The sequence below is a fragment of the Paenibacillus jilunlii genome (genome assembly GCF_900102965.1).
GTDB lineage: Bacteria > Bacillota > Bacilli > Paenibacillales > Paenibacillaceae > Paenibacillus_AQ > Paenibacillus_AQ jilunlii.
On sequence record NZ_FNGM01000003.1, the window covers coordinates 91,474 to 113,334 of the forward strand.

Here is a 21,861-nt window from a genome sequence, read left to right on the forward strand (position 1 = left end):
GAGAGGAGGAGCACTATGGAAATATACTTTTTGGGTACCAATGCCGGGGTGCCGACGCTGCAGAGGAATGTAACCTCGGTTGCACTCCGCCTGCTGGAAGAGCGGCGCAGCTTCTGGATGTTCGATTGCGGAGAAGGCACACAGCACCAGGTTCTCCGTTCCCCGCTGCGGCTGGGAAAGCTGGAGAAGCTGTTCATTACCCATCTGCACGGTGACCACCTGTTCGGTTTGCCGGGTCTATTGTCGAGCCGCGGGTATCAGGGCGGCACAGGTCCGCTTACAGTGTATGGCCCGCCTGGCCTCAAAGCCTATCTGGACATCTCCTTGTCCGTCAGCCAGTCCCGCATTCCTTACCCGCTGGAGATTGTTGAGCATAGCGGAGGACTTATCTTCGAGGATGACGGCTTTAAGGTGGAGGCCGGACTGCTGGAGCACCGGATTGACAGCTATGGCTACCGGGTGACGGAGAAAGACAGTCCAGGCAATCTGAATAAGGAGCTGCTGCTGAGCTATGGACTGAAGCCCGGGCCGCTCTATGGCCTTTTGAAAAAAGGGCAGGATGTAACGACAGAGGAGGGCGTTCTGATCCGCGCCGCAGAGGTGGTCAATGCACCAAAGCGTGGACGGATTGTAACTGTGCTGGGCGATACCAGACCTTGCGAAGGAACCTTGCCGCTTGCATTGGATGCAGATCTGATTATCCATGAGGCAACCTTCGGCCATGATCTGAAGGAAATGGCCCATCAATACCATCACAGCACAGCCCGGCAGGCCGCTGAGCTGGCGCGTGATGCAGGCGGGCGTGAGCTGCTGCTGACACACTTCAGTTCACGTTATACCACTCATGAAGAGCTGCTTCCGCTGTTGGCGGAGGCCCGGGAAATCTTTCCGCAGACCTTGCTGGCCGAGGAATTCTGCACTTTTCCCGTATACCGGAGAACGCCGGGAAATGTCCCGGGAAAGTGAATTATTTTCCGGGAAAGCGCAGGAAATGACAGGGGCATGCCAAAAAAAGACGGCCCTAGCAGGGGTTCGCTAGCTTTCGACGAAGTGTGTTAAATTTAAAGGATTAGCTGGATGAAAAAGCAACGAAGCAGTAGAGAAAATGGCGAATAATCAACATGCTTACCGTCCGAAATAAGCATAAAGCCCGCCATGATTGATGAGTAGAACATGTTCATTTTCTATGGGATAACTTGATGATAAAGAAATTTAATATTAATAATAATTAATGTGATTAAAACAAAATTTCCTGTAATGGGGGCAGACAGAATGGACCATGTTGGCGGATTGCTGATCGATTTGGATGGAACTCTATATCATGGAGGCCGGATGATTCCGGGAGCAGATCTGCTTATCGCCGCATTGCGTAAGGCCGGGATTTCCTTTATGTTCGTAACGAACAATTCTTCGCGGACCCCGGCCAGTGTGGCGGCGCACCTGTGCGCAATGGGCATCGGAGCAGAAGCTCAGGAGGTATGCACTTCATCATTGGCTGCAGCCCGCTACATCGCCGGGGAATCGCCGGGAGCAACCGTGGCGATACTTGGAGAAGAGGGGTTGATCCAGGCTTGCCGCGAAGCCGGACTACGCTTGGTGAGCGAAGCGCCGGAATATGTTGTACAGGGCATTGACCGGTCTTTTACATATGATTCCCTGGCACAGGCTTCCCGCTGGGTCCGCGAGGGGGCGAAGTTTGTGCTGACGAATCCGGACCTGATGCTTCCTTCCGATGAAGGCGTTATGCCCGGAGCAGGCTCACTGGGAGCTGCAATTGAAGCGGCGAGCGGGATTCCGCCCGTTGTCATCGGCAAACCCGAAGCGCATCTCATTGCGTATGCTACATCTCTGATGGGAATTGATCCGGGCGAGGCCGTTGTGGTCGGGGACAATATGCGGACAGACATTTCCGCAGGAGCCCGCGCAGGCTGCCGGACGATTCTGGTATTGACCGGGCTGACTACACGGGATAATCTGGAAGACTATCAGCGTTTAACCGGAGTAGAGCCGGATGAAATTTGTGCTGATTTAGCTGAACTTATGGTGGCACTCGGTGTATAATGTCAAAGGTGTGCTATTTACTTTATCTATGATACCTTCGAAGGGAAGATGCCAATATGCCGGAATTGCCGGAAATGGAGAATTACCGAAAGCTGCTCAGCCAGCATCTTATAAATGTTCCAATTACGGGCGTAACCGTAAACCGGGAGAAAACCATCAATATGGGGACCCCGGAATTCACTCAAGCGCTCCTTGGGGCACGCATTGTATTTGTGGAGCGCCGTGCCAAGCATATCCTGTTCCATCTTCATGATGGCCGCAGGCTGCTGCTGCATCTGATGCTGGGCGGACTGCTGTTCTACGGTACGGAGGAAGAGCGGCCTGAGCGCTCTACGCAGGTTGAGCTTGTTTTTGGGGATCACATCCTGTATTTCATGGGGCTGCGCCTGGGATATCTGCATCTGTTGTCTGTTAAGGAAAGTGAGGCGGCAATGGGCAAGCTGGGGCCGGAGCTGCTGGACCGCCGCATGACCCCTGAACGCTTCGCGGGACTGCTAAAAGGGCGCCGGGGAGCGCTGAAGAGCCTGATGGTTAATCAGCAGGTTATGGCGGGGATCGGCAACTGTTATGCGGATGAGATTGCTTTTGAGGCCAGGCTCCTGCCGACGATACTCGTGCAGAACCTGACGCCGGAGGCAGTGGTACGGCTGTATGACAGTGTCCGCAAGGTGCTGACGGAGGCCACTGAAATCGGGGGCTATATGGAAATGCCGTTCATGGCCGGAGATACAGTTACCGGTTCATATAATGATAAGTGTAAAGTGTACGATCGTGAGGGCGAACCTTGCCTGCGCGATGGGGGAACGATTGTCAAAATAGAGCTGTCCGGCCGCAAAGTGTTTTATTGCCCGGACTGCCAGCACGACGAGTAGTCCCAAAATCGGGGCACATGTCAGCATTCGCGGCGGATACGGGCAGGCTGCCCGTTTCGCCTGGGAGAGCGGTGCGACATGTTTTCAATATTTTCCAAAGAATCCGCGCAGTTTGCGCGTGAAGCCGCTCGACCGGCGGGATGCCGCCAGTTGTGCTGCTTTTTGCCGGGAGAAGGGAATCGTGTCGATTGCGCATACCCCTTATCCCACGAATCTGGCTGCGGCCGGCGACGGGACAACACCCCGGGCGGTAATGGTGGCATCGCTGCTCAACGACCTGGAGATCGCCGAGGCCTGCGGTTCGCTGGGCATTGTGGTTCATTTTGGCCATTTCTCCGGGATTGAGCCATTACAAGGCTATCAAAATATTATACAATGTATAAATGATACGCTGAAAAGCTGGGACGGGCAGGCCAAGCTCCTGATCGAAAACCAGGCCGGTAATCACGGCAAGGAAGGCATGACCCTGGAAGAACTGGTCAAAATCCGTGAGCTCTGCCGTGATCCGGAGAAAATCGGGTTTTGCCTGGACACCTGCCACGCGTTCGCCGCCGGGATCTGGAACCCGCTGCATACGGAGGAATTTCTGCAGCATGGCGAAGCGCTCGGCTACTGGCCGCATCTAGTGGCCGTACATCTGAACGATTCCATGTATGCGTTCGGCTTGCGCAAGGACAGGCATGCCCAGATCGGCAAAGGCTGTATCGGTGATGCGGGCTTGCGGAATCTGCTGACTGCACAACCTTTTAGCCGGATGGCTATTGCCTTGGAAACCGGGAAGGGACCGGACGGGACACACCGGCAGGAAATTGCCGCAGTACGCAAATGGTATGAAGCGGAGGTGCAGCTGTGATCAACCTGTTCATATCCAGAATTCTGGAAATTGCTGCGCAGGGGGACAGAACATGAAGGAGATGAATCAGCAGGAACTGCTGGAGGCGCTGGCGCGGAAGGGGGAGCCGCTGGTGGTCTTTTTCTATACCCCGCTCTGCGGAACCTGTTCAGCAGCCCGCCGGATGCTGGAGGTCGCAGAGCATATGCTGCCGGAAGAGCTGTTGATTGCCGCAGGCAATGTGAACATGCTGCCGGAACTGGTGAATACCTACCGGATCTCCAGTGTGCCAGCACTGCTGGTTGCCCCGGCAGACCGAAGCAAGGAACCGGTTATTTATTATTCAATGGGCTCTGTGGAACGGGTGCTGGACTACATAAGGAGTGTGACCTCATAAATGATATCTTTACAACATCTGACCCTTCGCAGGGAACAAAGCCTGATTCTGGACGATGTGTCGCTGGAAATGAAGCAAGGCGAAAACTGGGTGATTCTGGGCCGCAACGGCTCAGGCAAAACTACAATGCTGGAAATGATGACCGGCTACTTGTTTCCGAGCAAGGGTTCCGTCGAGGTGCTTGGTTATAAATACGGCCAGTGTGATCTGCGCGAGGTGCGCAAGGAAATCGGCTATATCGGACCGTCATTGATGGAAAAGCTGTCGCTGACCGATCCCGTATGGGAGGTTGTCGCTACGGGTACCTATGCTTATCTGCGTTTCTATCAGGATATTCCGCGTGCCGTCCACGATCAGGCGATCCGGCTGCTGGAGGATATGAATCTCGGTGAGCTGGCTTACCATCCGTTTGGAACCTTGTCCCAAGGGGAACGCAAAAAGGCAATGCTGGCACGCTGCCTGATGGCTGAGCCCAAGCTGCTGATCCTGGATGAGCCCTGCGCCGGACTTGACCTGTACGAACGCGAGAAAATGCTGGCCGAAATTGACAAGCTGAAGCAGCGTGACGTATCTGTTGTATATGTTACACATCATGTTGAAGAGATTGTGCCGCTGTTTACGCATGTGGCCCTGATCCGGGACGGCAAGCTGGCCGGCTCCGGACCGAAAGAAGAAGTGCTGACGAAAGAAATGATCTTGGCCACCTATGATATTCCTGCTGATATTGAATGGGATAGCGGTCGTCCCTGGATCAAAATAAGACCTGGAGGCACAACCCTTTGAACGATTTTATAGAGAAAAAACCTCAGCAGACCTCTGCAACGGACGAAAAAGCACATTCGCGGTATATTTGCACCGCCAACCACGGTTTTGCCCCATATGCACAGGAGGAGCTCCGCCGCCTGTTCGGTGCAGTGAAGAGCACGCTGCTGCTGCCGGGCGAAATTTTCCTGGCCACACTTGAAGCAGAGCCTGAAGAAGTGTCGCGTGTATTGGCCGGCCAGCCGCCGATCTTCCTGCGGCATATTCAGCCGGTGCAGTTTCAGGACCAGGGTGACCTGTCTGCGCTGGAACGGCTGGCTGTCTACCTGAGCCGGCGCAGCGGGCTTGAAGGTGCGAAGGTGGCGCTGCATGTCCGCAAAGGCCACAACTCCTTCTGGCCGGACAGTCCGGGGGAATTGCGGGAATGGCTGCAGGAGCGGCTGCAGGACCTCGGCGCGGAGTTCACCGTCCAGGACCCGGCCTGGGTGATTTCCGTCTATGCAGACGGCGGGGCGCTGTATGCGGGTGTATCCCGGCCGGAGGAAAACCTGTCAAGCTGGAATGGAGGCATGATCCGCTTCCGCAAAGAGGACGGGCAGATTTCACGGGCGAAGTTCAAGCTGATGGAGGCGGAAAAGGAGTTCGCAGTTCCGTTTCACAGCTTCCGGAATGCTGTGGATATCGGCGCCTCTCCCGGCGGCTGGACCTCGTTTCTGCTGGAGCGGGGGCTTAAGGTGACAGCCGTTGACCCGGCGCTCATGCACGAGTCGCTCCGCAAGAATCCTGCGCTGAAGATCCTGCGCAAAAATGCCGGAGACGTGAAGTTCCCGGACAATGAATTTGACTTGCTGGTCTGTGACATGAGCTGGAGCCCCAAGCTGATGGCCAAGCTGGTCACCGGGCTGCTGCACAGTCTGTCGCCTGGTGGAACGGCTATTGTCACCGTGAAGCTGATGCATAAGAAGCCGCTGGCGGTTATCAAGGAAATTATCGCTATGTTCGAGAACGAACGGATGCAAATTCAGCGTGCCAAGCAGTTGTTCCATAACCGGGACGAAATTACACTTTATATGATTAAATATTAATAATATAAATTATTTCCGATGGGAAAGTATCCCGTTATCCGCGCAGCCGGTTGTATGCCGCTGCTTGCATGGATTACGGGAAGCTTTCCCTTTTTTTGTATCAGATCAAAAGAATGGAGGAGCAGAAAATGAATATTGATACGAAGCTCAATGCCGGAATGATACTAGGGGACAGGTACAGAATTGCCCGTAAAATCGGAATGGGGGGAATGAGCCATGTTTTTCTTGCGGAGGATTTGCGTCTGCCGGGGAAATGCTGGGCGGTGAAGGAGAGCATCGATAGAGAGGGAGCCTATGGAGATATCCAAGCGGAAGCTGAACTGCTGATATCGCTGAGCCATCCGCTGCTGCCGGGAGTTGTTGATTTTTTTCCGCCGGACGGGGATGGTTATTGCTACCTCGTGATGGATTATATCGGGGGTGTCACGTTAAGCGAATATCTCCTGGAGAGCCCCGGGCCGCTGCCGGCTATCTGTATCCTTCGTTATGCCAGGCAGCTGCTGAATGTGCTGCAATATTTGCACGGGCATCATCCGCCCATTGTTCATCGTGACATGAAGCCCGGGAATATCATGCTGACCGGACGTGATGAGCTGATGCTGATCGATCTGGGCATCGCGCGCAGGCATAGAAAAGGCGGGAATGAAGACACGGAAAAACTCGGGACAGCAGGTTTTGCCGCTCCGGAACAGTATGGAGGAGGGCAAAGTGAGCCTGCCTCGGATCTCTACGGTTTGGGGGCTTTGCTGCTGTATATGTCAACCGGGGGCCAATTCAGCCGCTGGCAGCCCGGACTGGAGGATAAGCTGCGTCCCGGACTGCCGGACGCGCTGATTCCTGTGATCCGGCGCTTGCTGCGCCAGCATCCTGAAGAGCGGTATCCAAGTGCTGAAGCTGTACTGCAAGCATTGGAGCCGATTGAAGCACAAGCAGAACGAACATCTGGACATAAATATATGCGCATTCCATCTGCAGCGCACCCTTCCACACGGAAACCGGTGGTAGTTGCCCTCCTTGGGACAGCTCCGGGTCTGGGCACAACCCATACTTCTTTGGCCGCGGGCAGCTGCCTGTCCCGGTCCGGTGCTGCCGCTTGGGTGGATTATAATCCTGCTTCTGCAGTGTATGAACGAATCTGCAATCTGCTGGATCTTCCAGAAGAAGCCCATGCCCATGGGGCTGGCGGGAGTCCCGTGGTGTGGAAAGGGGTCCACTACTATAAGAGACCGCCTGAGGGTGATATTAGCTCCCTGCTGGCAGACTCGTACCGTTTTGTGATTCTTGATTTAGGCACAGGTGGATATGCGGGGGCTGTAGAGGAATTTGCGGCCAGTGATATCCCGCTGCTCGTGGCTTCCGGCGCGGACTGGCGGCTGGAGGATACCCTGCATTGGCTGGCCCGCAGCGGGCTTGTGCCCCAGCCGAACTGGAGGATCTGCCTGCCGCTCTCCGGCCAGGCCGCAGCCGGTCTGCTGGGGTCCGCCTTGGGTGGTGCTGCCGTACACGCTTTGCCGTATCAGCAGGACCCGTTTCAGCAAAAGGGCAAGCTGGCGGAGACACTCGAACGGCTGCTGAAGGAGCAAACGCCCGGACGGCTGCTTGCAAAGCACAGAGGTTTTTTCAGAAAAAGCTGAAAAATAGATCGTTTTTTCGCCAGGCCCAGCTTTTTTAGGCATATCCTGTTTCAGTGCGGCGCTTACATGTGCTAGAATGAATCATTGTATGTGCAGTTAGGACTGAATACCGCTTCATTTTAAATATAGATAGGAGCTTATGGAGAATTTATGAGTTTACTTACAGTAGAAGACGTTTCGCATAACTTCGGAGACCGGCAGCTGTTCAAGAATGTATCCTTCCGGCTTCTGGCCGGAGAGCATGTTGGACTGGTAGGGGCGAATGGCGTCGGCAAGTCTACGCTGATGAATATTTTGACCGGCAAGCTGCTTAAGGACAGCGGCAGAGTGGAATGGACCCCAAAAGTCCGCTATGGCTATCTGGATCAGCATACGATTCTTACCCCAGGCAAAACTGTACGTGATGTACTGAAGGATGCCTTCCTGCCATTGCTTGAGCTTGAGAATGAAATGATGGCCATTACCGGAAAAATGGGTGAGGCTGATCCTGAGGAGCTTGAGCTGCTGCTGGAGCAGATGGGTGAAATCCAGGAACAGCTGGATATCGGTGATTTCTATCTGATTGATGTGAAGGTGGAAGAAATGGGCAACGGCCTCGGTTTGTCGGCGATTGGACTAGACCGTGATGTATCGGCATTAAGCGGGGGACAGCGCACGAAAGTCCTGCTGGCCAAGCTGCTGCTGGAGAAGCCCAATGTATTGCTGCTGGATGAGCCTACCAACTATCTGGATGTGGAGCATATTGACTGGCTGACGAACTATCTGAAGCAATATCCGTATGCCTTCGTCCTGATTTCCCATGATACTGAATTTATGAATAAAGTTGTAGACGTGGTCTATCATTTGGAGTTTGCCAAGCTGACCCGTTATACGGCCAACTATGAGCGGTTCCTAGATATGGCGGAGATGAATAAGAGCCAGCATATCGACGCTTATGAGAAGCAGCAGGAGTTCATCAAAAAGCAGGAGGATTTCATCCAGCGCAACAAAGCGCGTGCCTCCACTTCAGGACGGGCCAAGAGCCGTGAGAAGCAGCTTGACCGGATGGAGCGGATTGACCGTCCCGAGGAAGCGGCGAAGCCGGTGTTCTCGTTCAAGGAGAGCCGGGCCAGCGGCAAGACGGTGTTCGAAGGCCTGGACTTCGAGATTGGCTATGACCGGCCGCTGCTGCCGAAGCTGAATATGACGATTGAGCGCGGCGAAAAAATTGCCATTGTCGGCTGCAACGGGGTGGGCAAATCCACTTTGCTGAAGACCATACTTGGCGTAATCCCTGCTTACAGCGGTAAAACCTACCTTGGTGATTACCTGAACGCCGCATATTTCCAGCAGGAGGTCAAGGCTGCGAACCTCACGCCAATTGACGATGTATGGAATGAGTTCTCCAGTCTGAACCAGCATGAGGTGCGTGCCCATCTGGCCCGCTGCGGCCTGAAAAACGAGCATATTACACGTCCGCTGAACATGCTGAGCGGGGGTGAACAGGCTAAAGTTCGCCTCTGCAAGCTGATGATGCGCGAGAGCAACTGGATTCTGTTCGATGAGCCTACTAACCACTTGGACGTAGTGGCCAAGGCGGAGCTGAAACGGGCGCTGCAGGAATATAAAGGCACGATTCTGCTCGTTTCCCACGAACCTGATTTCTACGAGGATTGGGTCACCAAAGTTTGGGATGTGGAGCAGTGGTCGGCACAGACCGTTTAGGATATGCTGTAGCCGGAAAAGAGCGGCCCCATGCCTCTCCTTTCCGGCTTTAAATATATGGGGGTGCCTTATAATGAGCCAGATGGACAAGGAACAAACTGCAGCTGCCCGGGAGCGCGGGCGGGACGGCCGCTATTCGCGCCAGGTAAGATTCACCCCGTTTGGAGCGGAAGGGCAGGCCGGGCTTGCCAAATCGACCGTGCTCATCATCGGAGTGGGGGCCCTGGGGACAGGGATTGCCGAGACGCTGGCCCGCTGCGGTACGGGACGCATTATCCTGGCGGACCGCGATTACGTGGAGTGGAGCAATCTCCAGCGCCAGCAGCTTTATACGGAAGAGGATGCCCGGCAGCGCATGCCGAAGGCCGCAGCGGCCAAGGCGAGGCTGGAGAGCATCAACTCGGATATTACGATTGAAGCCCAAGTGCTGGATGTGCGCGCCGAAGAGCTGGAAAGCCTGCTGCCGGGTGTGGATCTCATCATGGATGGAACTGATAATTTTGACACCCGGCTGATTATTAACGATATGGCCCAGAAGCACGGCATACCCTGGATTTATGGAGCATGTGTCGGGAGTTATGGCATAACCTTTACGATTCTGCCGGGCGAAACGCCATGTCTGAACTGTCTGCTTGGTGCTGTGCCGCTTGGCGGAGACACCTGTGACACAGCGGGCATCCTGCCGCAGGCAGTGCAGCTGGTGACTGCGAATGCTACTGCAGAGGCGCTCAAGCTGCTTGGAGGCCGCCCGGAGCAGCTTAGAGGCAAGCTGCTGTCGTTCGATGTATGGCGCAATGAGCATCAGGAGATCGGCGTCAAGGCCGCCAAAAAGGATAGCTGTCCTTCCTGCGGCAGCCATCCGTTGTATCCTTATCTGACAGCGGCCAATACAGAGCGCAGTGATGTATTGTGCGGCAGGGATACCGTGCAAATCCGTCCCGCGCAGCGCCGGCAGCTGAATCTGCAGGAAACGGCTGCAAGGCTTGCAGGCCTCGGCAGCGGCAAGGTCGAGAGCAATCCGTATTTAGTATCTTTTACGGAAGAACCTTACCGGATGGTCATTTTTGGAGATGGACGGGCCTTAATTCATGGAACCAGTGATGTTGCTGCTGCCCGCAGCTTTTATCACCGGTATTTTGGCTAATGAGGGAGAGATTGTGATGCAGACGGGTACGATCAGACACATGGCAATATTTACATTGAAGCATAGGGAAGGATCTCCGGAGATTGAGCATTTTCTTCAGGACGGTGAGAAGATCCTTAGTGCGATCCCGGTTGTGAAGCACTTCGAGGTCCTGCGTCAGGTGAGCGTGAAATGTGAGTTTGACTACGGCTTCTCCATGGAGTTCGAGAATCAGGAGGCCTACGATGCCTACAACGCGCATCCGGACCATCAGCGGTTCGTGCAGGAACGCTGGGAAACCGAGGTTGTCAGCTTCCAGGAAATCGACTTGATGAAATAATAATTATTCAAAATGATTCAGTCCAAACGGGACCATTCTCCGGAATGGTCTTTTTGCATTAGGGGAACAATAAGCCTATTCTGCAGCAGCATAGCTGCAAAGCTGATTGGATGCGGGGGATTACCGTGAATGAGGTCATTGCTTGGTTTATGCCCCGGCAGCCTGCTGATGTCCGTGAAACCCTGGAAGCGAGCCGGGATAGGGAAGAACGCATGAAGCTGGAACAGGCGCTGCAGGAGCTCGGTGTCCAAACGGCAATAAGCGAAGATCTCGAGGATCTTCGCTCACTGCTGTCCAGAGTGGAGCCTGTACTGCTGATTGCGGAACTGAATCATGCTGCAGCGTGGGCTGGATGGAGTATGGTTTCGGATCTGAGGGAACAGGGGAAACGGCTTACCGTCATGGTGATCTCGGATGGGATGTATGGCGAAGAGGCGGCAGCGGCTTTTGAAGCGGGTAGCAATGAGTATATGGTGAAGCCCGTACATACCGGTGAGTTCAAATGCAGAGTGGATAATTTAATGAGACTTACAGGCCGCCGCCGCGGCCTTTCATCTCTGCTGAAGGTAGATGGCCTGGTCCTTGATCCATCCCGCAGGCTGGTCCTGCGGGATGGAGCCGAGCTGAAACTGACGCCCAAAGAGTTTGATCTGCTCTATTATCTGGCTGAGCATTTGGGGGAGATCTGTTCCCGGGAAGAAATTCTAAAGCAGGTTTGGGGTTATCATTTTCATCCGGACACGAACGTGGTTGATGTCTATATCAGGCATATCCGGCTAAAAGTGGACAAAGGCCACAAGAACAAATTGATTCACACCGTGCGCGGAACCGGATATGTACTGCGCGCGCCGGAAGGCGCGCCACATGCTGACACTATACTCTGAACCATGCTGGCCGCTTTTTTGAACCGCTGTAAAGATCTGAAAGGGGTCTCTTAAGAGCTGTTACAGTACGCGGCGTGCTTTCAGGTAGGTTCTTTTCCAGTTGCCGGAGTTAAGATCGGAGATGGTTACACCAGGTGAACCGTAAGTGTGAAGAATTTTACCATTTCCAATATAGACGGCTACGTGAGTTACATTTGAACCGTTAGCTCTGCTGCCGCTGGAGAAGAATACCAGATCGCCCACTTTCAAATTTGCTTTGGATACGGCTCTCCCGACCTTGGATTGTGCTGAAGAAGTGCGGGGCAGTTTCACGCCGTATTTGCCGAAAATATATTTGGTGAACGAGGAGCAGTCAAAGGTGCGGGTTGATGAAGTGGAGGCGCCGAACTCATAACGCACTCCCATATATTTTTTACCGAGATTCACAATTTTTTGTCCGGTAGAGGAGGACACGGATGCGGCAGCAACCGGTGCAGTGCCGGCTCCAGTAGCCATAAGAGTGCTCAGGCCAATCGTGGTGCACATCCCTACTACGATTGCTTGTTTAAACCATTGGTGTTTCTTCATGTTGTAATTCCTCCCAATTAATATCTAAATGTCTATCTTCTTGCCTGTTCGTAGTATAGCAGGTTATGAATCTCCTATATTTTGGGGTGCAGGACTCAAAGCCGGGCGGGGACTGGACTGGAAGCGCTTTATTAAAATCTCATTAAAAGTTACAAAATATTAATAATTCAAAGTTTAGATAAGTCAAAAAAAGCCGGAAAAGCCCCATGCTGCAAGGGATTCCCGGCTTTACACTTTTGAAACAAAGGTTACAGCACTGTCTTCAAATGTATGTATCAATCCTTGCTTTGAATAATCAGGAGCAGCCCGCTTTCGATAGAGACCGTTCCGCGTTCTGCCGTCAGAATGTTACTGACTCCCAGAGACTGCCCCAGTTTCAGAGTGGCTCCTGTCAGCGGATATTGAAAGCCTTCAAGCGTAATTCCGGTCACTTCGGGTGTCAGCGGCAGCAGTGAAACATAGGTATACCCCAGGTCATGAATCTCTGTTTGGGAGCCGGTCAGTGTAATGTAGTTATGTGTATCCATCACCGAGCAGCGAACCTGGCGCTGCAGCGCCCTTGTCATCATTTGAATGCTGGCGAGGGTATGGTCAATCCGTGTCCCCGTCACCCCGAACAGCAGTATGGATTCCGGCTGGGCTCCGAGTGCCAGATCCAGCGCCATTTCACTGTCTGTTAAATCCTTGTCAACGGGATCGCAGGTGATGAGTTTTTTACTTCCCGCCTCGATTTGGTGAAGAGCCTCCGGGGGAACGGAATCGAAATCACCTACTGCAATATCCGGCGCAACCCCATGCGAAATCAGGAATAATGCTCCCCGGTCTGCTCCGATTACAAAATCCTCTTCATCTAATAAAGATAAATACTCCGCCGACAGATCTCCTCCGGCAAATATAACAACCCGTTTGGTTGGCATAGGGACCTCCTTATTGGTGACTGTACAGTTAGTTTTCCAAAGACCAAGTATAATGCAGATCGAATAGTTGTACAATTGCGCCCTGCCGCGCTAAAATAAACACAGTACATATTATGTACATATAGGTAAATAAAAAACGCTGCCGGAGGTGGGAAGAATCGTTAACGTGCTGTTTGTATGTCTGGGCAATATCTGCCGCTCGCCGATGGCTGAGGCTGTTCTCCGTCATAAGATTCTGAAGCTGGGATTGTCTGAACAAATCTCTGTAGATTCTGCAGGTACCGGGGATTGGCATGTTGGTAAAGGGCCGCATGAAGGAACCCGGCGTATACTTGACCAGCAGGGAATCAGCTACGAGAATATGAAGGCGCGTCTTGTGAACAGTGATGATTTCGGGGACTTTGATTATATGATCTGTATGGACCAGTCCAACGGAGAGAACGTGCGCAAGCTTCCTGGCGGCCGGAACGCTAACCTGATGTTCTTCATGGACCTGCTGCCTGAGGAGGAGCTGAGGGAAGTGCCTGACCCTTATTTTACGGGGAATTTCGAGGAAGTCTACCGGCTGATCGATGCCGGATGTGATGTGCTGCTGGACCGGATCATTAAGGAAAGCATCCCTAAATAGAAAAATCACAAGTTCAATCTTTACAGAAGAATACTTCTGAATGTGCGTTGCTGATACAAAGGCCGTCCTTCAAAAAAGGACGGGCACCTTGTGCCCATCCCATCATGAAAGCGCGAACATGCAGGGGAGATACATACGTCCTTAAGATGTTCACTTTTTTTGTCTTTCAAAGCTGTTTTATTTGTTTAAGAAGTAGAGTAGCGATTCCGGCAGCTCCTTCTGCCAGAATCCCCAGAGATGGCGGCCGTCTTTCTCCCGGTAAGAAACGGTTGCCCCGCGTGACTCCAGCAGAGACCTGGTATCCCGGTTCATCTGCACAAAATCGTAGACGCCGGTATCGGTCGTATATTCGGTTTCCTGCAGTCCAACCACCATGTTGATATCCAGCCAGGAGAGATCTTCTTCCTGTGCAAGAATTTCGCGTGTCTGCGGATAATAGGCCCCAGAAAGACTAAGTACTCGGCTGAACAGGTTGGGGTAGGCCAAAGCGAGATGCAGCGAGACACTGCCGCCAAGCGAATCCCCCGCGATGATCCGTTCATCCCGTGTGCGGCGGACCGGATAATTATGTTCAATGAAGGGAATAATCTCTTCGGCAAAGCATGAAAGGTACTGCTTGAACCGGTTGCCGAATGGAGCGTATTCTTGAGTGCGCACAGCTACGTTTACTTCAACCCCTACTATAATGAAGGGTTCAATGTCCTGCTCCAGGATCAGTTGTCCGGCAAGGGTTGCGATCCGGCCGAAGTTGAAAAATTCTTCCCCGTCCTGGCAGTAGACTACAGGGTAACTCAGAACCTCATTATAACCGGGCGGAAGATAAATTCGCAGTTTGCGCTCTTCCTGGAGATGCTCGCTCCACAAAGTTTGTTTCACAATTGTACGTTTCAGAAAAACAGGCTCGCTCATCGCTCAATCGTCACCTTTCTTGTCGGATTTTGCATTAGTGTCCGGGTTGCGTTAAAATTACCCAAGCAGTAGATGTGTTAAATATCATTTACTCGCTAAATAAATGTCTATCTGTTATAGGATATTTATAATCCTGTTATACATACAAAATTTATGAAAACATAAATTTTATGCGTATTTCTTTGACGAAACAGATAAAACAGGTGTATAATAATTCTATAACAGAGGACACTGATATTCAAATTTTTTTATTGAGGTGAAGATGATGACTAAAGTTCCCTACGAAGTGTACACAGAGGACGTGGAGGCCCTTTCGGTGCTTTCCCCCGATGGAGAAGTTATCAATAAGGATAAAATGCCTGCACTAACCGACGATCAATTGAAAGAACTTATGTATCGTATGGTATTTACCCGGACTTGGGATGACCGGGCCGTTAATCTGGGCCGTCAAGGCCGCCTGGGTTTCTATGCGCCGGTATCCGGCCAGGAAGCCACTATGATCGGCAGTGAATTCGCGCTTCAGAAAGAAGATTTTGTCTGCCCGGGTTACCGTGATATTCCACAGCTGGTGTGGCATGGACTTCCATTATACCAGGCTTTCCTGTATTCACGCGGCCATCAGCATGGCGGACAGATTCCTGAAGGTGTAAATGTGCTTATGCCACAGATTATCATCGGCGCGCAGATTTTGCACGCTACAGGGATTGCAATGGGCTTCAAACTTAAGAAACAGCAGAATGTTGCCATCACCTACACTGGTGACGGGGGTTCCTCCGAAGGCGACTTCTACGAAGGCCTGAACTTTGCCGGACGCTTCAAACTGCCGGTAATCTTCTTCGTACAAAACAATGGCTATGCTATTACTACACCGTTCGCGAAACAGACCGCTGCCAAGTCGATCGCCCACAAAGCGGTTGCAGCAGGTATTCCCGGCATCAAGATTGACGGCATGGACGTTTTCGCTGTTATCTCCGCTGTTCAAGAAGCTGCAGAACGCGCCCGCAAAGGTGAAGGCGCTACGCTGATTGAAGCTGTAACTTACCGTTTCCGTCCGCATTCCCTGTCTGATGACGCCAGCAAATACCGTTCTAAGGAAGAAGAAGGCCAGTGGAACGAGAAAGACCCGATTGCCCGTCTTGCCAAGTATTTGGAGAAGAAGGGTCTCTGGACCGAGGAAGACACGCTGCGTGTCAGAGAAGAAGCGAAGGCTACTGTGAACGAACAGATCAAGAAAGCAGAGCAAACCGAAAAAATGACCGTTCCCGGCTTGATCGACAGCATGTTTGAGGTAACTCCGAAACATCTGGAAGAACAAAAAGCCGATTTTGAATAAGGGGGATATCAGGCAATGGCACAAATGAATATGAAAGAAGCAATTCGCGACGCAATGCGCGTTGAACTGAACCGTGACCCGGGCGTTCTGATCTTCGGGGAAGACGTTGGTAACGTTGGGGGCGTATTCCGTGTAACGGAAGGCCTGCAGAAAGAATTTGGCGAGGATCGCGTATTTGATACTCCGCTGGCTGAATCCGCAATCGGCGGTCTGGCATTTGGTCTGGGTGTTCAAGGCTTCCGCCCAATTGCTGAAATCCAGTTCGTTGGTTTTATCTTTGAGGCACTTGACCAGATCGTCGTTCAGGCAGCCCGTCTGCGCTGGCGTTCCGGGGGCAGATTCAATGCTCCTATAGTGTTCCGCACCCCATTTGGCGGCGGAGTCAAAGCAGCTGAGCTGCATACCGATTCCCTGGAAGGGCTGATCGCTCAAAGCCCGGGGATCAAGGTAGTGATTCCTTCCAACCCATACGATGCCAAGGGACTGCTGATCGCGTCAATCCGTGATAATGACCCTGTATTCTTCATGGAGCATTTGAATCTCTATCATGCATTCCGCGCAGAAGTGCCGGAAGGTGAATATACCGTTGAGCTGGGCAAAGCCAATGTGGTCCGCGAAGGCTCCGACGTCTCGATCATCACTTACGGTCTGATGGTACATACTGCTACCAAAGCGGCCGAACAGCTTGAGAAGGACGGCATCAAGGCCGAAATTATCGACCTGCGCACGGTCAGCCCGATTGACATCGACACCATTGTCGCTTCCGTGAAGAAAACAAACCGCGCCATTGTGGTTCAGGAAGCACAGAAGAGCTCCGGTGTAGCCGCTGAGGTTATCGCACAAATCAATGAAAAAGCTATTCTCCACCTCGAAGCGCCAGTGCTTCGCGTTGCAGGCCCGGATACCATCTATCCATTCGCACAAATCGAGGATACCTGGATTCCTACTCCTGCACGTGTAATTGCTGCGGTTAAGAAAGTTATGGAATTCTAAGAATACTTCTGCAGCCGTCCTTAGATAAGGGCGGCAGCCGTTTCTGATTCACTTGAACTACTCTTCAACTATATGGATGTTTGGGAGTTTTGCGGAGTTGAGTTGAGAAAACAATGCTCATAAACTTTTAGGAGGTTATTAAGGTGGCAAAATTTGAGTACCGGTTCCCTGAGCTGGGCGAAGGTTTGCATGAAGGCGAAATTATCAAAATGCATATCAAAGCCGGCGACAAAGTAACCGATGACGATATCGTAATGGAAGTACAGAATGACAAGGCTGTAGTAGAAGTTCCTTGTCCGGTCAACGGCACAGTCCTGGAAGTGTTCACCAAAGACGGCCAAGTCTGCCGCGTAGGCGAAGTTGTAGCCATCATAGATGCTGAAGGCGATATTCCTGAGCAGGAAGGCGGCCATGCTGAAGCCCAGTCTACTCAAGAAGCGGATGCAGCCAAAGGCGGAGCAGATACTGCTTCTTCTCCGGCTACAAGCAGCCCGGCTAACTTTGAATATAAGTTCCCTGAGCTGGGCGAAGGCCTGCATGAAGGTGAAATTATCAAGATGCATATCAAAGCAGGGGACAACATTACCGACGATGATATCATTATGGAAGTGCAGAATGACAAGGCAGTAGTGGAAGTTCCTTCCCCGGTTAACGGCACTGTGCTGGAAGTATTCGCCAAGGACGGACAGGTCTGCCGTGTAGGCGAAGTTGTAGCGATCATTGCCGCAGAAGGCGATGTTCCTCAGCAGGAAGGCGGCCATGCTGAAGCTCCTGCTGCCCAGACAGCAGCGCCGGCTGCAGCAGCGGCTGCAGCAGCACCAGCAGCGGCTCCAGCGCCTAACCGCGATGTACTGGCTACACCAAGTGTACGCAAGTTTGCCCGTGATCAAAGCGTCGACATCTCTAAGGTGAACGGCACCGGCAAAAACGGCAAGATTACCCATGAAGATGTGGAAGCCTTCCTGAAGGGCGGCGCGGCGGCGGCTCCGGCAGCAGCGGCTTCTGCTCCAGCAGCAGCACCGGCAGCTGAAGCTCCAAAAGCCAAGGCTCCAGCGGCAGCAGCAGCTTCCGGCAACGTAAGCCTGGAAGAAGAGCGCGTTCCGTTCAAAGGCATCCGCAAAGCGATTGCCAACGCCATGGTCAAATCAGCATACACTGCGCCTCATGTAACCATCATGGACGAAGTGGATGTAACCGAGCTGGTAGCTTTCCGTGCCCGCATGAAACCAGTTGCCGAGAAGAAAGGCGTGAAGGTCACTTACCTTCCGTTCATCGTCAAAGCACTTGTTGCAGCTTCCCGTCAGTTCCCTGCGCTTAACGCCATGATTGACGAAGCGAACAATGAAATTGTCTACAAGAAGTACTACAATATCGGTATTGCTACGGATACAGACAACGGTCTGATTGTGCCGGTAATCAAGGATGCTGACCGCAAGAGCATCTGGATGATTGCAAGTGCCATCACCGATCTGGCTGTACGCGGACGCGACGGCAAGCTCGCTCCAAATGAAATGAAAGGCAGCACGATTTCGATCACTAACATCGGTTCTGCCGGCGGTATGTTCTTTACTCCGATCATCAACTTCCCTGAAGTAGCGATTCTGGGTACCGGACGCATCACCGAAAAGCCGGTTGTTAAGAATGGCGAGATCGTTGCAGCTCCTGTAATGGCACTGTCCCTGAGCTTTGACCACCGGATCATCGATGGCGCAACCGCACAGAACTTTATGAATTACATTAAGACCCTGCTTGCAAATCCTGATATGTTAGTTATGGAGGTGTAATAAATGGTAGTCGGAGACGCTTCAATCGAAATCGACACATTGGTTATTGGTGCAGGTCCCGGCGGGTATGTGGCGGCAATCCGTGCCGCCCAGCTCGGCCAAAAGGTCCTGATCGTGGACAAATCGGAACTCGGCGGCGTATGCTTGAACCGCGGCTGTATTCCATCCAAAGCGCTGATCTCAGCAGCACATCAATATGAAGCTGCACAGCACGGTGAAGTTTTCGGGGTAACTGCCGAGAACGTCAAAGTGGACTGGGCGAAAACGCAGGAATTCAAAAACGGCGTGGTTAAAAGAATGACCACCGGCGTAACCAGCCTGATGAAAGGCAACAAAATTGAAGTATTCAGCGGCGAAGCCATGTTCATCAGTGCAAACGAAGCCCGTTTGTTCAACGAGCATGAGTCCCCGCGCTACAAGTTCAATAACTGCATCATCGCGACAGGTTCGCGCCCGATTGAGCTGAAGCCTTTCCCGTTCGGCGGACGTATTCTGTCTTCGACCGAAGCGCTTGAGCTGCCGGAAATTCCGAAGAGCATGATCGTTATCGGCGGCGGCTACATCGGTGCAGAGCTTGGTCAAATGTACTCTAAGTTCGGTACTAAGGTAACTATCATAGAAGGTCTGGATACCGTTCTGCCAGGCTTTGACAAGGATATGACCCGTCTGGTTGCCAAAAACATGGCAAAAACAGGCATCGAAATCGTAACCAATGCCAAAGCAGAAAGTGCGGTTCAGAACGACAAGGAAGTTACTGTGAAGTACTCCGTAGGCGGAGAGTCTAAGGAAGTTACTGCAGATTACCTGCTGGTTACAGTTGGCCGTCGTCCGAATACGGATGGAGAATTGGGTCTGGATCTGATCGGCATTGAACTGGACGAACGCGGTCTGATCAAGGTTGACCATCAGGGCCGCACTAATATCCCTAACATTTATGCAATCGGCGATATTGTTCCTGGCTTGGCTCTGGCCCACAAAGCTTCCTATGAAGGTAAAATTGCAGCAGAAGCGATCTCCGGTCACAAATCCGTTGTTGACTACAAAGTCATTCCGGCGGTTGTTTTCACCGATCCTGAGTGCTCCAGCGTAGGTCTGACTGAGAAAGAAGCTAAAGACAAGGGCTACAAAGTAAAAGCCGGCAAATTCCCGTTCGCGGGTAATGGCCGTGCGGTTTCCTTAAACGCTCCGGAAGGCTTCATCAAGATTGTGGCTAACAGCGAGAACAACCTTGTACTCGGCGCGCAAATTGTGGGTATTGAAGCATCCAACCTGATTGCTGAGCTGGGACTGGCGATTGAAATGGGCGCTACGCTCGAAGATATCGCACTCACCATCCATGCGCATCCAACCCTTGGCGAAATCGTCATGGAAGCTGCTGAGCTGGTAGAAGGCCACCCGATTCACGTCGTGAAATAATAATCTAAATGTTTGTCCCGCAAGGGTATAGAAGAGGATGTTCTGCAGAGCCATTACGGCTGCTGGGAGCATCCTCTTTTTTCATATGGCAGAGTTTGACCCATATTGAAGCAGTATGGATCTCCATTCTTCTAAAAAAAAGGCGAGAGCAGCCGTGCGAAAACTTCTTTTATTTTTTGCAGGGCTGGCTGCTTTTCAAATTCGGATTGTACAATTTCATTGCTTACACTAAGATCTGCAAAAAAATCATCCGCCAAACGGTTCACGGTCTTCCTGTCAAAAAAGATTGCGTTCAGCTCGAATTGGTCGCAAAAGCTGCGCAGATCCATATTTGTGCTGCCGGAGCAAGCGAGGTCATCTGAAATCAATACTTTGGCATGGAGAAACCCTTTCTGATAGCAATAAAACCGCACTCCGGCCTGGAGCAATTCCTGAACATAGGATAAAGAACAGTAATAAACAAGTTTTTTATCTGGGGTGCCAGGAATGATGATGCGAACATCAACACCGCCCATGACAGCTGTTTTAATAGCCAACAGGACACCGGGATCAGGAATGAAATAAGGCGTTTCTATATAAATCCGCTGCTTTGCTGAAATAATCAATGTAAAAATAAGCTCCAGGATGGTTTCATCGGGGCCACTCTTCACGATTTGGATAATTTCTCTCCCTTGGTTATCCTGAACGGGAATATAGGTGGAATCGGTGAGCAATTGACCCTTAACCATATACCAATCGGTCAAAAAGGTATATTGGATCCACAGAACTGCATCGCCTTTCATACTGAAATGAGTGTCCCGCCAATAACCGAAGGAAGGGTCCTTCCCCAAGTATTCATCTCCGATATTTAAACCGCCCAAAAAACCGGTTTTCCCGTCGACGACGACGATTTTTCGATGATTCCGGTAGTTGAGCTGCCTTTGAAAAAAGGCGGTTAGCGGAGGGGAAAAACAACCGATTTCTACGCCAGCCTCCTGCAGCTGTTCAAGAAAAGCCTTTCCCAAGCGCCTGCTGCCAATACCGTCATATAAAAGCCGCACTTTAACTCCTTCCTGAGCTTTTTGGATCAGCAGCTGTTTAATTTGAGTACCGAGCTCATCATCACGGATGATGTAGAACTCCATATGAATATGATGTTTGGCCGCGGCAATCGACTCCAGCATCGCTTTAAAAGCAACTTCGGTTTCAGTGTATACTGTTGTCTCATTGCATGCGGTGAGGGGGAGGGTCAGTTTATTTTGGAGTAGATTATGAAGTTTACTATTTCTTGAAACCGTGTCCGCCAGCCCGTGTATCCGCTGGTTGCACCTATAAATGAGATCTGCCTTGAACGATTCCCGTTGGCTATACTCATTTTGGCTAAGGATATGGTGGCGGGTATATCTTTTCGCTATAAAATAATACGGCAGGAAACCGATCAGCGGAATCATAAATAAGATCATTATCCAAGCTGCTGCTTTGTCCGGGCGGCGGTATTCGGTAATGATAATAGCAATGATTTGGATGATCAATACTAAGAAAGCCAGAATGATCCAAGGCAATGGTGTAATCTCCCTTTCAAAAGTTGGATGTACCAGATCGTTCAAGCTATTTTTACCCTCTATACTCCAAACAATCCAA

At 51.9% G+C, this 21,861-nt stretch carries 21 protein-coding genes; 17 read left to right on the forward strand and 4 right to left on the reverse strand.

Annotation, left to right across the window (positions count from 1 at the left end; genetic code table 11):
• Positions 1–15: 15 nt before the first annotated feature.
• The 12 genes from rnz (at position 16) to BLQ82_RS07600 (ending at position 11,694) form a co-directional block, all read left to right on the forward strand.
• Positions 16–966 (forward strand): ribonuclease Z, encoded by a 951-nt coding sequence (gene rnz / locus BLQ82_RS07545; RefSeq protein WP_074648015.1) that lies wholly within the window; start codon positions 16–18, stop codon positions 964–966.
• Between the two features lie 306 nt (positions 967–1,272).
• Positions 1,273–2,061 carry a TIGR01457 family HAD-type hydrolase gene (locus BLQ82_RS07550; RefSeq protein WP_062528474.1) on the forward strand — a complete coding sequence of 263 codons (789 nt, stop codon included), beginning with the start codon at positions 1,273–1,275 and terminating at the stop codon, positions 2,059–2,061.
• Between the two features lie 56 nt (positions 2,062–2,117).
• Entirely contained in the window at positions 2,118–2,933 is an 816-nt protein-coding gene (locus BLQ82_RS07555; protein ID WP_062528473.1) for an Fpg/Nei family DNA glycosylase, read from the forward strand.
• Between the two features lie 7 nt (positions 2,934–2,940).
• Positions 2,941–3,786: a deoxyribonuclease IV gene (locus BLQ82_RS07560; RefSeq protein WP_342028144.1), complete on the forward strand. Its 846-nt coding sequence runs from the start codon at positions 2,941–2,943 to the stop codon at positions 3,784–3,786.
• Between the two features lie 52 nt (positions 3,787–3,838).
• The gene (locus tag BLQ82_RS07565) at positions 3,839–4,162 is read left to right on the forward strand and encodes a thioredoxin family protein (protein WP_062528471.1); all 324 of its coding nucleotides are present in this window, start codon (positions 3,839–3,841) and stop codon (positions 4,160–4,162) included.
• Positions 4,163–4,945: an ABC transporter ATP-binding protein gene (locus BLQ82_RS07570; protein ID WP_062528470.1), complete on the forward strand. Its 783-nt coding sequence runs from the start codon at positions 4,163–4,165 to the stop codon at positions 4,943–4,945.
• On the forward strand, positions 4,942–6,009 hold the full coding sequence (locus tag BLQ82_RS07575) for an SAM-dependent methyltransferase (protein WP_062528469.1): 1,068 nt from the start codon (positions 4,942–4,944) through the stop codon (positions 6,007–6,009). The genes BLQ82_RS07570 and BLQ82_RS07575 overlap by 4 nt, the downstream gene beginning before the upstream one ends.
• A gap of 128 nt (positions 6,010–6,137) precedes the next feature.
• Complete coding sequence (locus BLQ82_RS07580) at positions 6,138–7,643, forward strand: serine/threonine protein kinase (protein ID WP_062528468.1); 1,506 nt, start codon at positions 6,138–6,140, stop codon at positions 7,641–7,643.
• A gap of 150 nt (positions 7,644–7,793) precedes the next feature.
• Entirely contained in the window at positions 7,794–9,347 is a 1,554-nt protein-coding gene (locus tag BLQ82_RS07585) for an ABC-F family ATP-binding cassette domain-containing protein (protein WP_062528467.1), read from the forward strand.
• Between the two features lie 73 nt (positions 9,348–9,420).
• Positions 9,421–10,491 carry a ThiF family adenylyltransferase gene (locus BLQ82_RS07590; protein ID WP_143013372.1) on the forward strand — a complete coding sequence of 357 codons (1,071 nt, stop codon included), beginning with the start codon at positions 9,421–9,423 and terminating at the stop codon, positions 10,489–10,491.
• Entirely contained in the window at positions 10,436–10,810 is a 375-nt protein-coding gene (locus tag BLQ82_RS07595; RefSeq protein WP_341874786.1) for a Dabb family protein, read from the forward strand. Before BLQ82_RS07590 ends, BLQ82_RS07595 begins: the two co-directional genes overlap by 56 nt.
• 125 nt (positions 10,811–10,935) lie before the next feature.
• The gene (locus tag BLQ82_RS07600; RefSeq protein ID WP_062528466.1) at positions 10,936–11,694 is read left to right on the forward strand and encodes a response regulator transcription factor; all 759 of its coding nucleotides are present in this window, start codon (positions 10,936–10,938) and stop codon (positions 11,692–11,694) included.
• 60 nt (positions 11,695–11,754) lie between these two features.
• Here the strand turns inward: BLQ82_RS07600 and BLQ82_RS07605 are convergent, their stop codons facing one another.
• Positions 11,755–12,261 (reverse strand): C40 family peptidase, encoded by a 507-nt coding sequence (locus tag BLQ82_RS07605; RefSeq protein WP_062528465.1) that lies wholly within the window; start codon positions 12,259–12,261, stop codon positions 11,755–11,757.
• Positions 12,262–12,536: 275 nt separating this feature from the next.
• The gene (locus BLQ82_RS07610) at positions 12,537–13,178 is read right to left on the reverse strand and encodes a thiamine diphosphokinase (protein WP_062528464.1); all 642 of its coding nucleotides are present in this window, start codon (positions 13,176–13,178) and stop codon (positions 12,537–12,539) included.
• A gap of 157 nt (positions 13,179–13,335) precedes the next feature.
• Between BLQ82_RS07610 and BLQ82_RS07615 the strand changes: the two genes are divergently transcribed.
• Positions 13,336–13,806, forward strand: a complete 471-nt coding sequence (locus BLQ82_RS07615; RefSeq protein WP_062528586.1) for a low molecular weight protein-tyrosine-phosphatase — start codon at positions 13,336–13,338, stop codon at positions 13,804–13,806.
• A gap of 177 nt (positions 13,807–13,983) precedes the next feature.
• Here BLQ82_RS07615 and BLQ82_RS07620 read toward each other — a convergent pair whose 3' ends face one another.
• Positions 13,984–14,715: an alpha/beta hydrolase gene (locus BLQ82_RS07620; RefSeq protein WP_062528463.1), complete on the reverse strand. Its 732-nt coding sequence runs from the start codon at positions 14,713–14,715 to the stop codon at positions 13,984–13,986.
• Positions 14,716–14,980: 265 nt separating this feature from the next.
• On the opposite strand from BLQ82_RS07620, the gene pdhA reads away from it, so the two are divergent.
• The 4 genes from pdhA (at position 14,981) to lpdA (ending at position 20,241) form a co-directional block, all read left to right on the forward strand.
• Positions 14,981–16,048: a pyruvate dehydrogenase (acetyl-transferring) E1 component subunit alpha gene (gene pdhA, locus BLQ82_RS07625; RefSeq protein WP_020431186.1), complete on the forward strand. Its 1,068-nt coding sequence runs from the start codon at positions 14,981–14,983 to the stop codon at positions 16,046–16,048.
• Positions 16,049–16,063: 15 nt separating this feature from the next.
• Complete coding sequence (locus BLQ82_RS07630; RefSeq protein WP_062528462.1) at positions 16,064–17,041, forward strand: alpha-ketoacid dehydrogenase subunit beta; 978 nt, start codon at positions 16,064–16,066, stop codon at positions 17,039–17,041.
• Positions 17,042–17,184: 143 nt separating this feature from the next.
• On the forward strand, positions 17,185–18,825 hold the full coding sequence (locus BLQ82_RS07635; protein WP_062528461.1) for a 2-oxo acid dehydrogenase subunit E2: 1,641 nt from the start codon (positions 17,185–17,187) through the stop codon (positions 18,823–18,825).
• A 3-nt stretch (positions 18,826–18,828) separates the two neighbouring features.
• Positions 18,829–20,241, forward strand: coding sequence for a dihydrolipoyl dehydrogenase (gene lpdA / locus BLQ82_RS07640; protein WP_062528460.1), 1,413 nt, complete (start codon positions 18,829–18,831; stop codon positions 20,239–20,241).
• A gap of 131 nt (positions 20,242–20,372) precedes the next feature.
• On the opposite strand, the gene cls is transcribed toward lpdA, so the two are convergent.
• Complete coding sequence (gene cls / locus BLQ82_RS07645; RefSeq protein WP_244280723.1) at positions 20,373–21,827, reverse strand: cardiolipin synthase; 1,455 nt, start codon at positions 21,825–21,827, stop codon at positions 20,373–20,375.
• Positions 21,828–21,861: the final 34 nt, after the last annotated feature.

Excerpts from the sequence above, each read along its gene's own strand:
- rnz (WP_074648015.1), top strand. The coding sequence starts at position 16 with ATGGAAATATACTTTTTGGGTACCAATGCCGGGGTGCCGACGCTGCAG.
- BLQ82_RS07550 (WP_062528474.1), top strand. The coding sequence starts at position 1,273 with ATGGACCATGTTGGCGGATTGCTGATCGATTTGGATGGAACTCTATAT.
- BLQ82_RS07555 (WP_062528473.1), top strand. The coding sequence starts at position 2,118 with ATGCCGGAATTGCCGGAAATGGAGAATTACCGAAAGCTGCTCAGCCAG.
- BLQ82_RS07565 (WP_062528471.1), top strand. The coding sequence starts at position 3,839 with ATGAAGGAGATGAATCAGCAGGAACTGCTGGAGGCGCTGGCGCGGAAG.
- BLQ82_RS07570 (WP_062528470.1), top strand. The coding sequence starts at position 4,163 with ATGATATCTTTACAACATCTGACCCTTCGCAGGGAACAAAGCCTGATT.
- BLQ82_RS07580 (WP_062528468.1), top strand. The coding sequence starts at position 6,138 with ATGAATATTGATACGAAGCTCAATGCCGGAATGATACTAGGGGACAGG.
- BLQ82_RS07585 (WP_062528467.1), top strand. The coding sequence starts at position 7,794 with ATGAGTTTACTTACAGTAGAAGACGTTTCGCATAACTTCGGAGACCGG.
- BLQ82_RS07590 (WP_143013372.1), top strand. The coding sequence starts at position 9,421 with ATGAGCCAGATGGACAAGGAACAAACTGCAGCTGCCCGGGAGCGCGGG.
- BLQ82_RS07595 (WP_341874786.1), top strand. The coding sequence starts at position 10,436 with ATGGAACCAGTGATGTTGCTGCTGCCCGCAGCTTTTATCACCGGTATT.
- BLQ82_RS07605 (WP_062528465.1), bottom strand. The coding sequence starts at position 12,261 with ATGAAGAAACACCAATGGTTTAAACAAGCAATCGTAGTAGGGATGTGC.
- BLQ82_RS07610 (WP_062528464.1), bottom strand. The coding sequence starts at position 13,178 with ATGCCAACCAAACGGGTTGTTATATTTGCCGGAGGAGATCTGTCGGCG.
- BLQ82_RS07620 (WP_062528463.1), bottom strand. The coding sequence starts at position 14,715 with ATGAGCGAGCCTGTTTTTCTGAAACGTACAATTGTGAAACAAACTTTG.
- pdhA (WP_020431186.1), top strand. The coding sequence starts at position 14,981 with ATGACTAAAGTTCCCTACGAAGTGTACACAGAGGACGTGGAGGCCCTT.
- BLQ82_RS07630 (WP_062528462.1), top strand. The coding sequence starts at position 16,064 with ATGGCACAAATGAATATGAAAGAAGCAATTCGCGACGCAATGCGCGTT.
- lpdA (WP_062528460.1), top strand. The coding sequence starts at position 18,829 with ATGGTAGTCGGAGACGCTTCAATCGAAATCGACACATTGGTTATTGGT.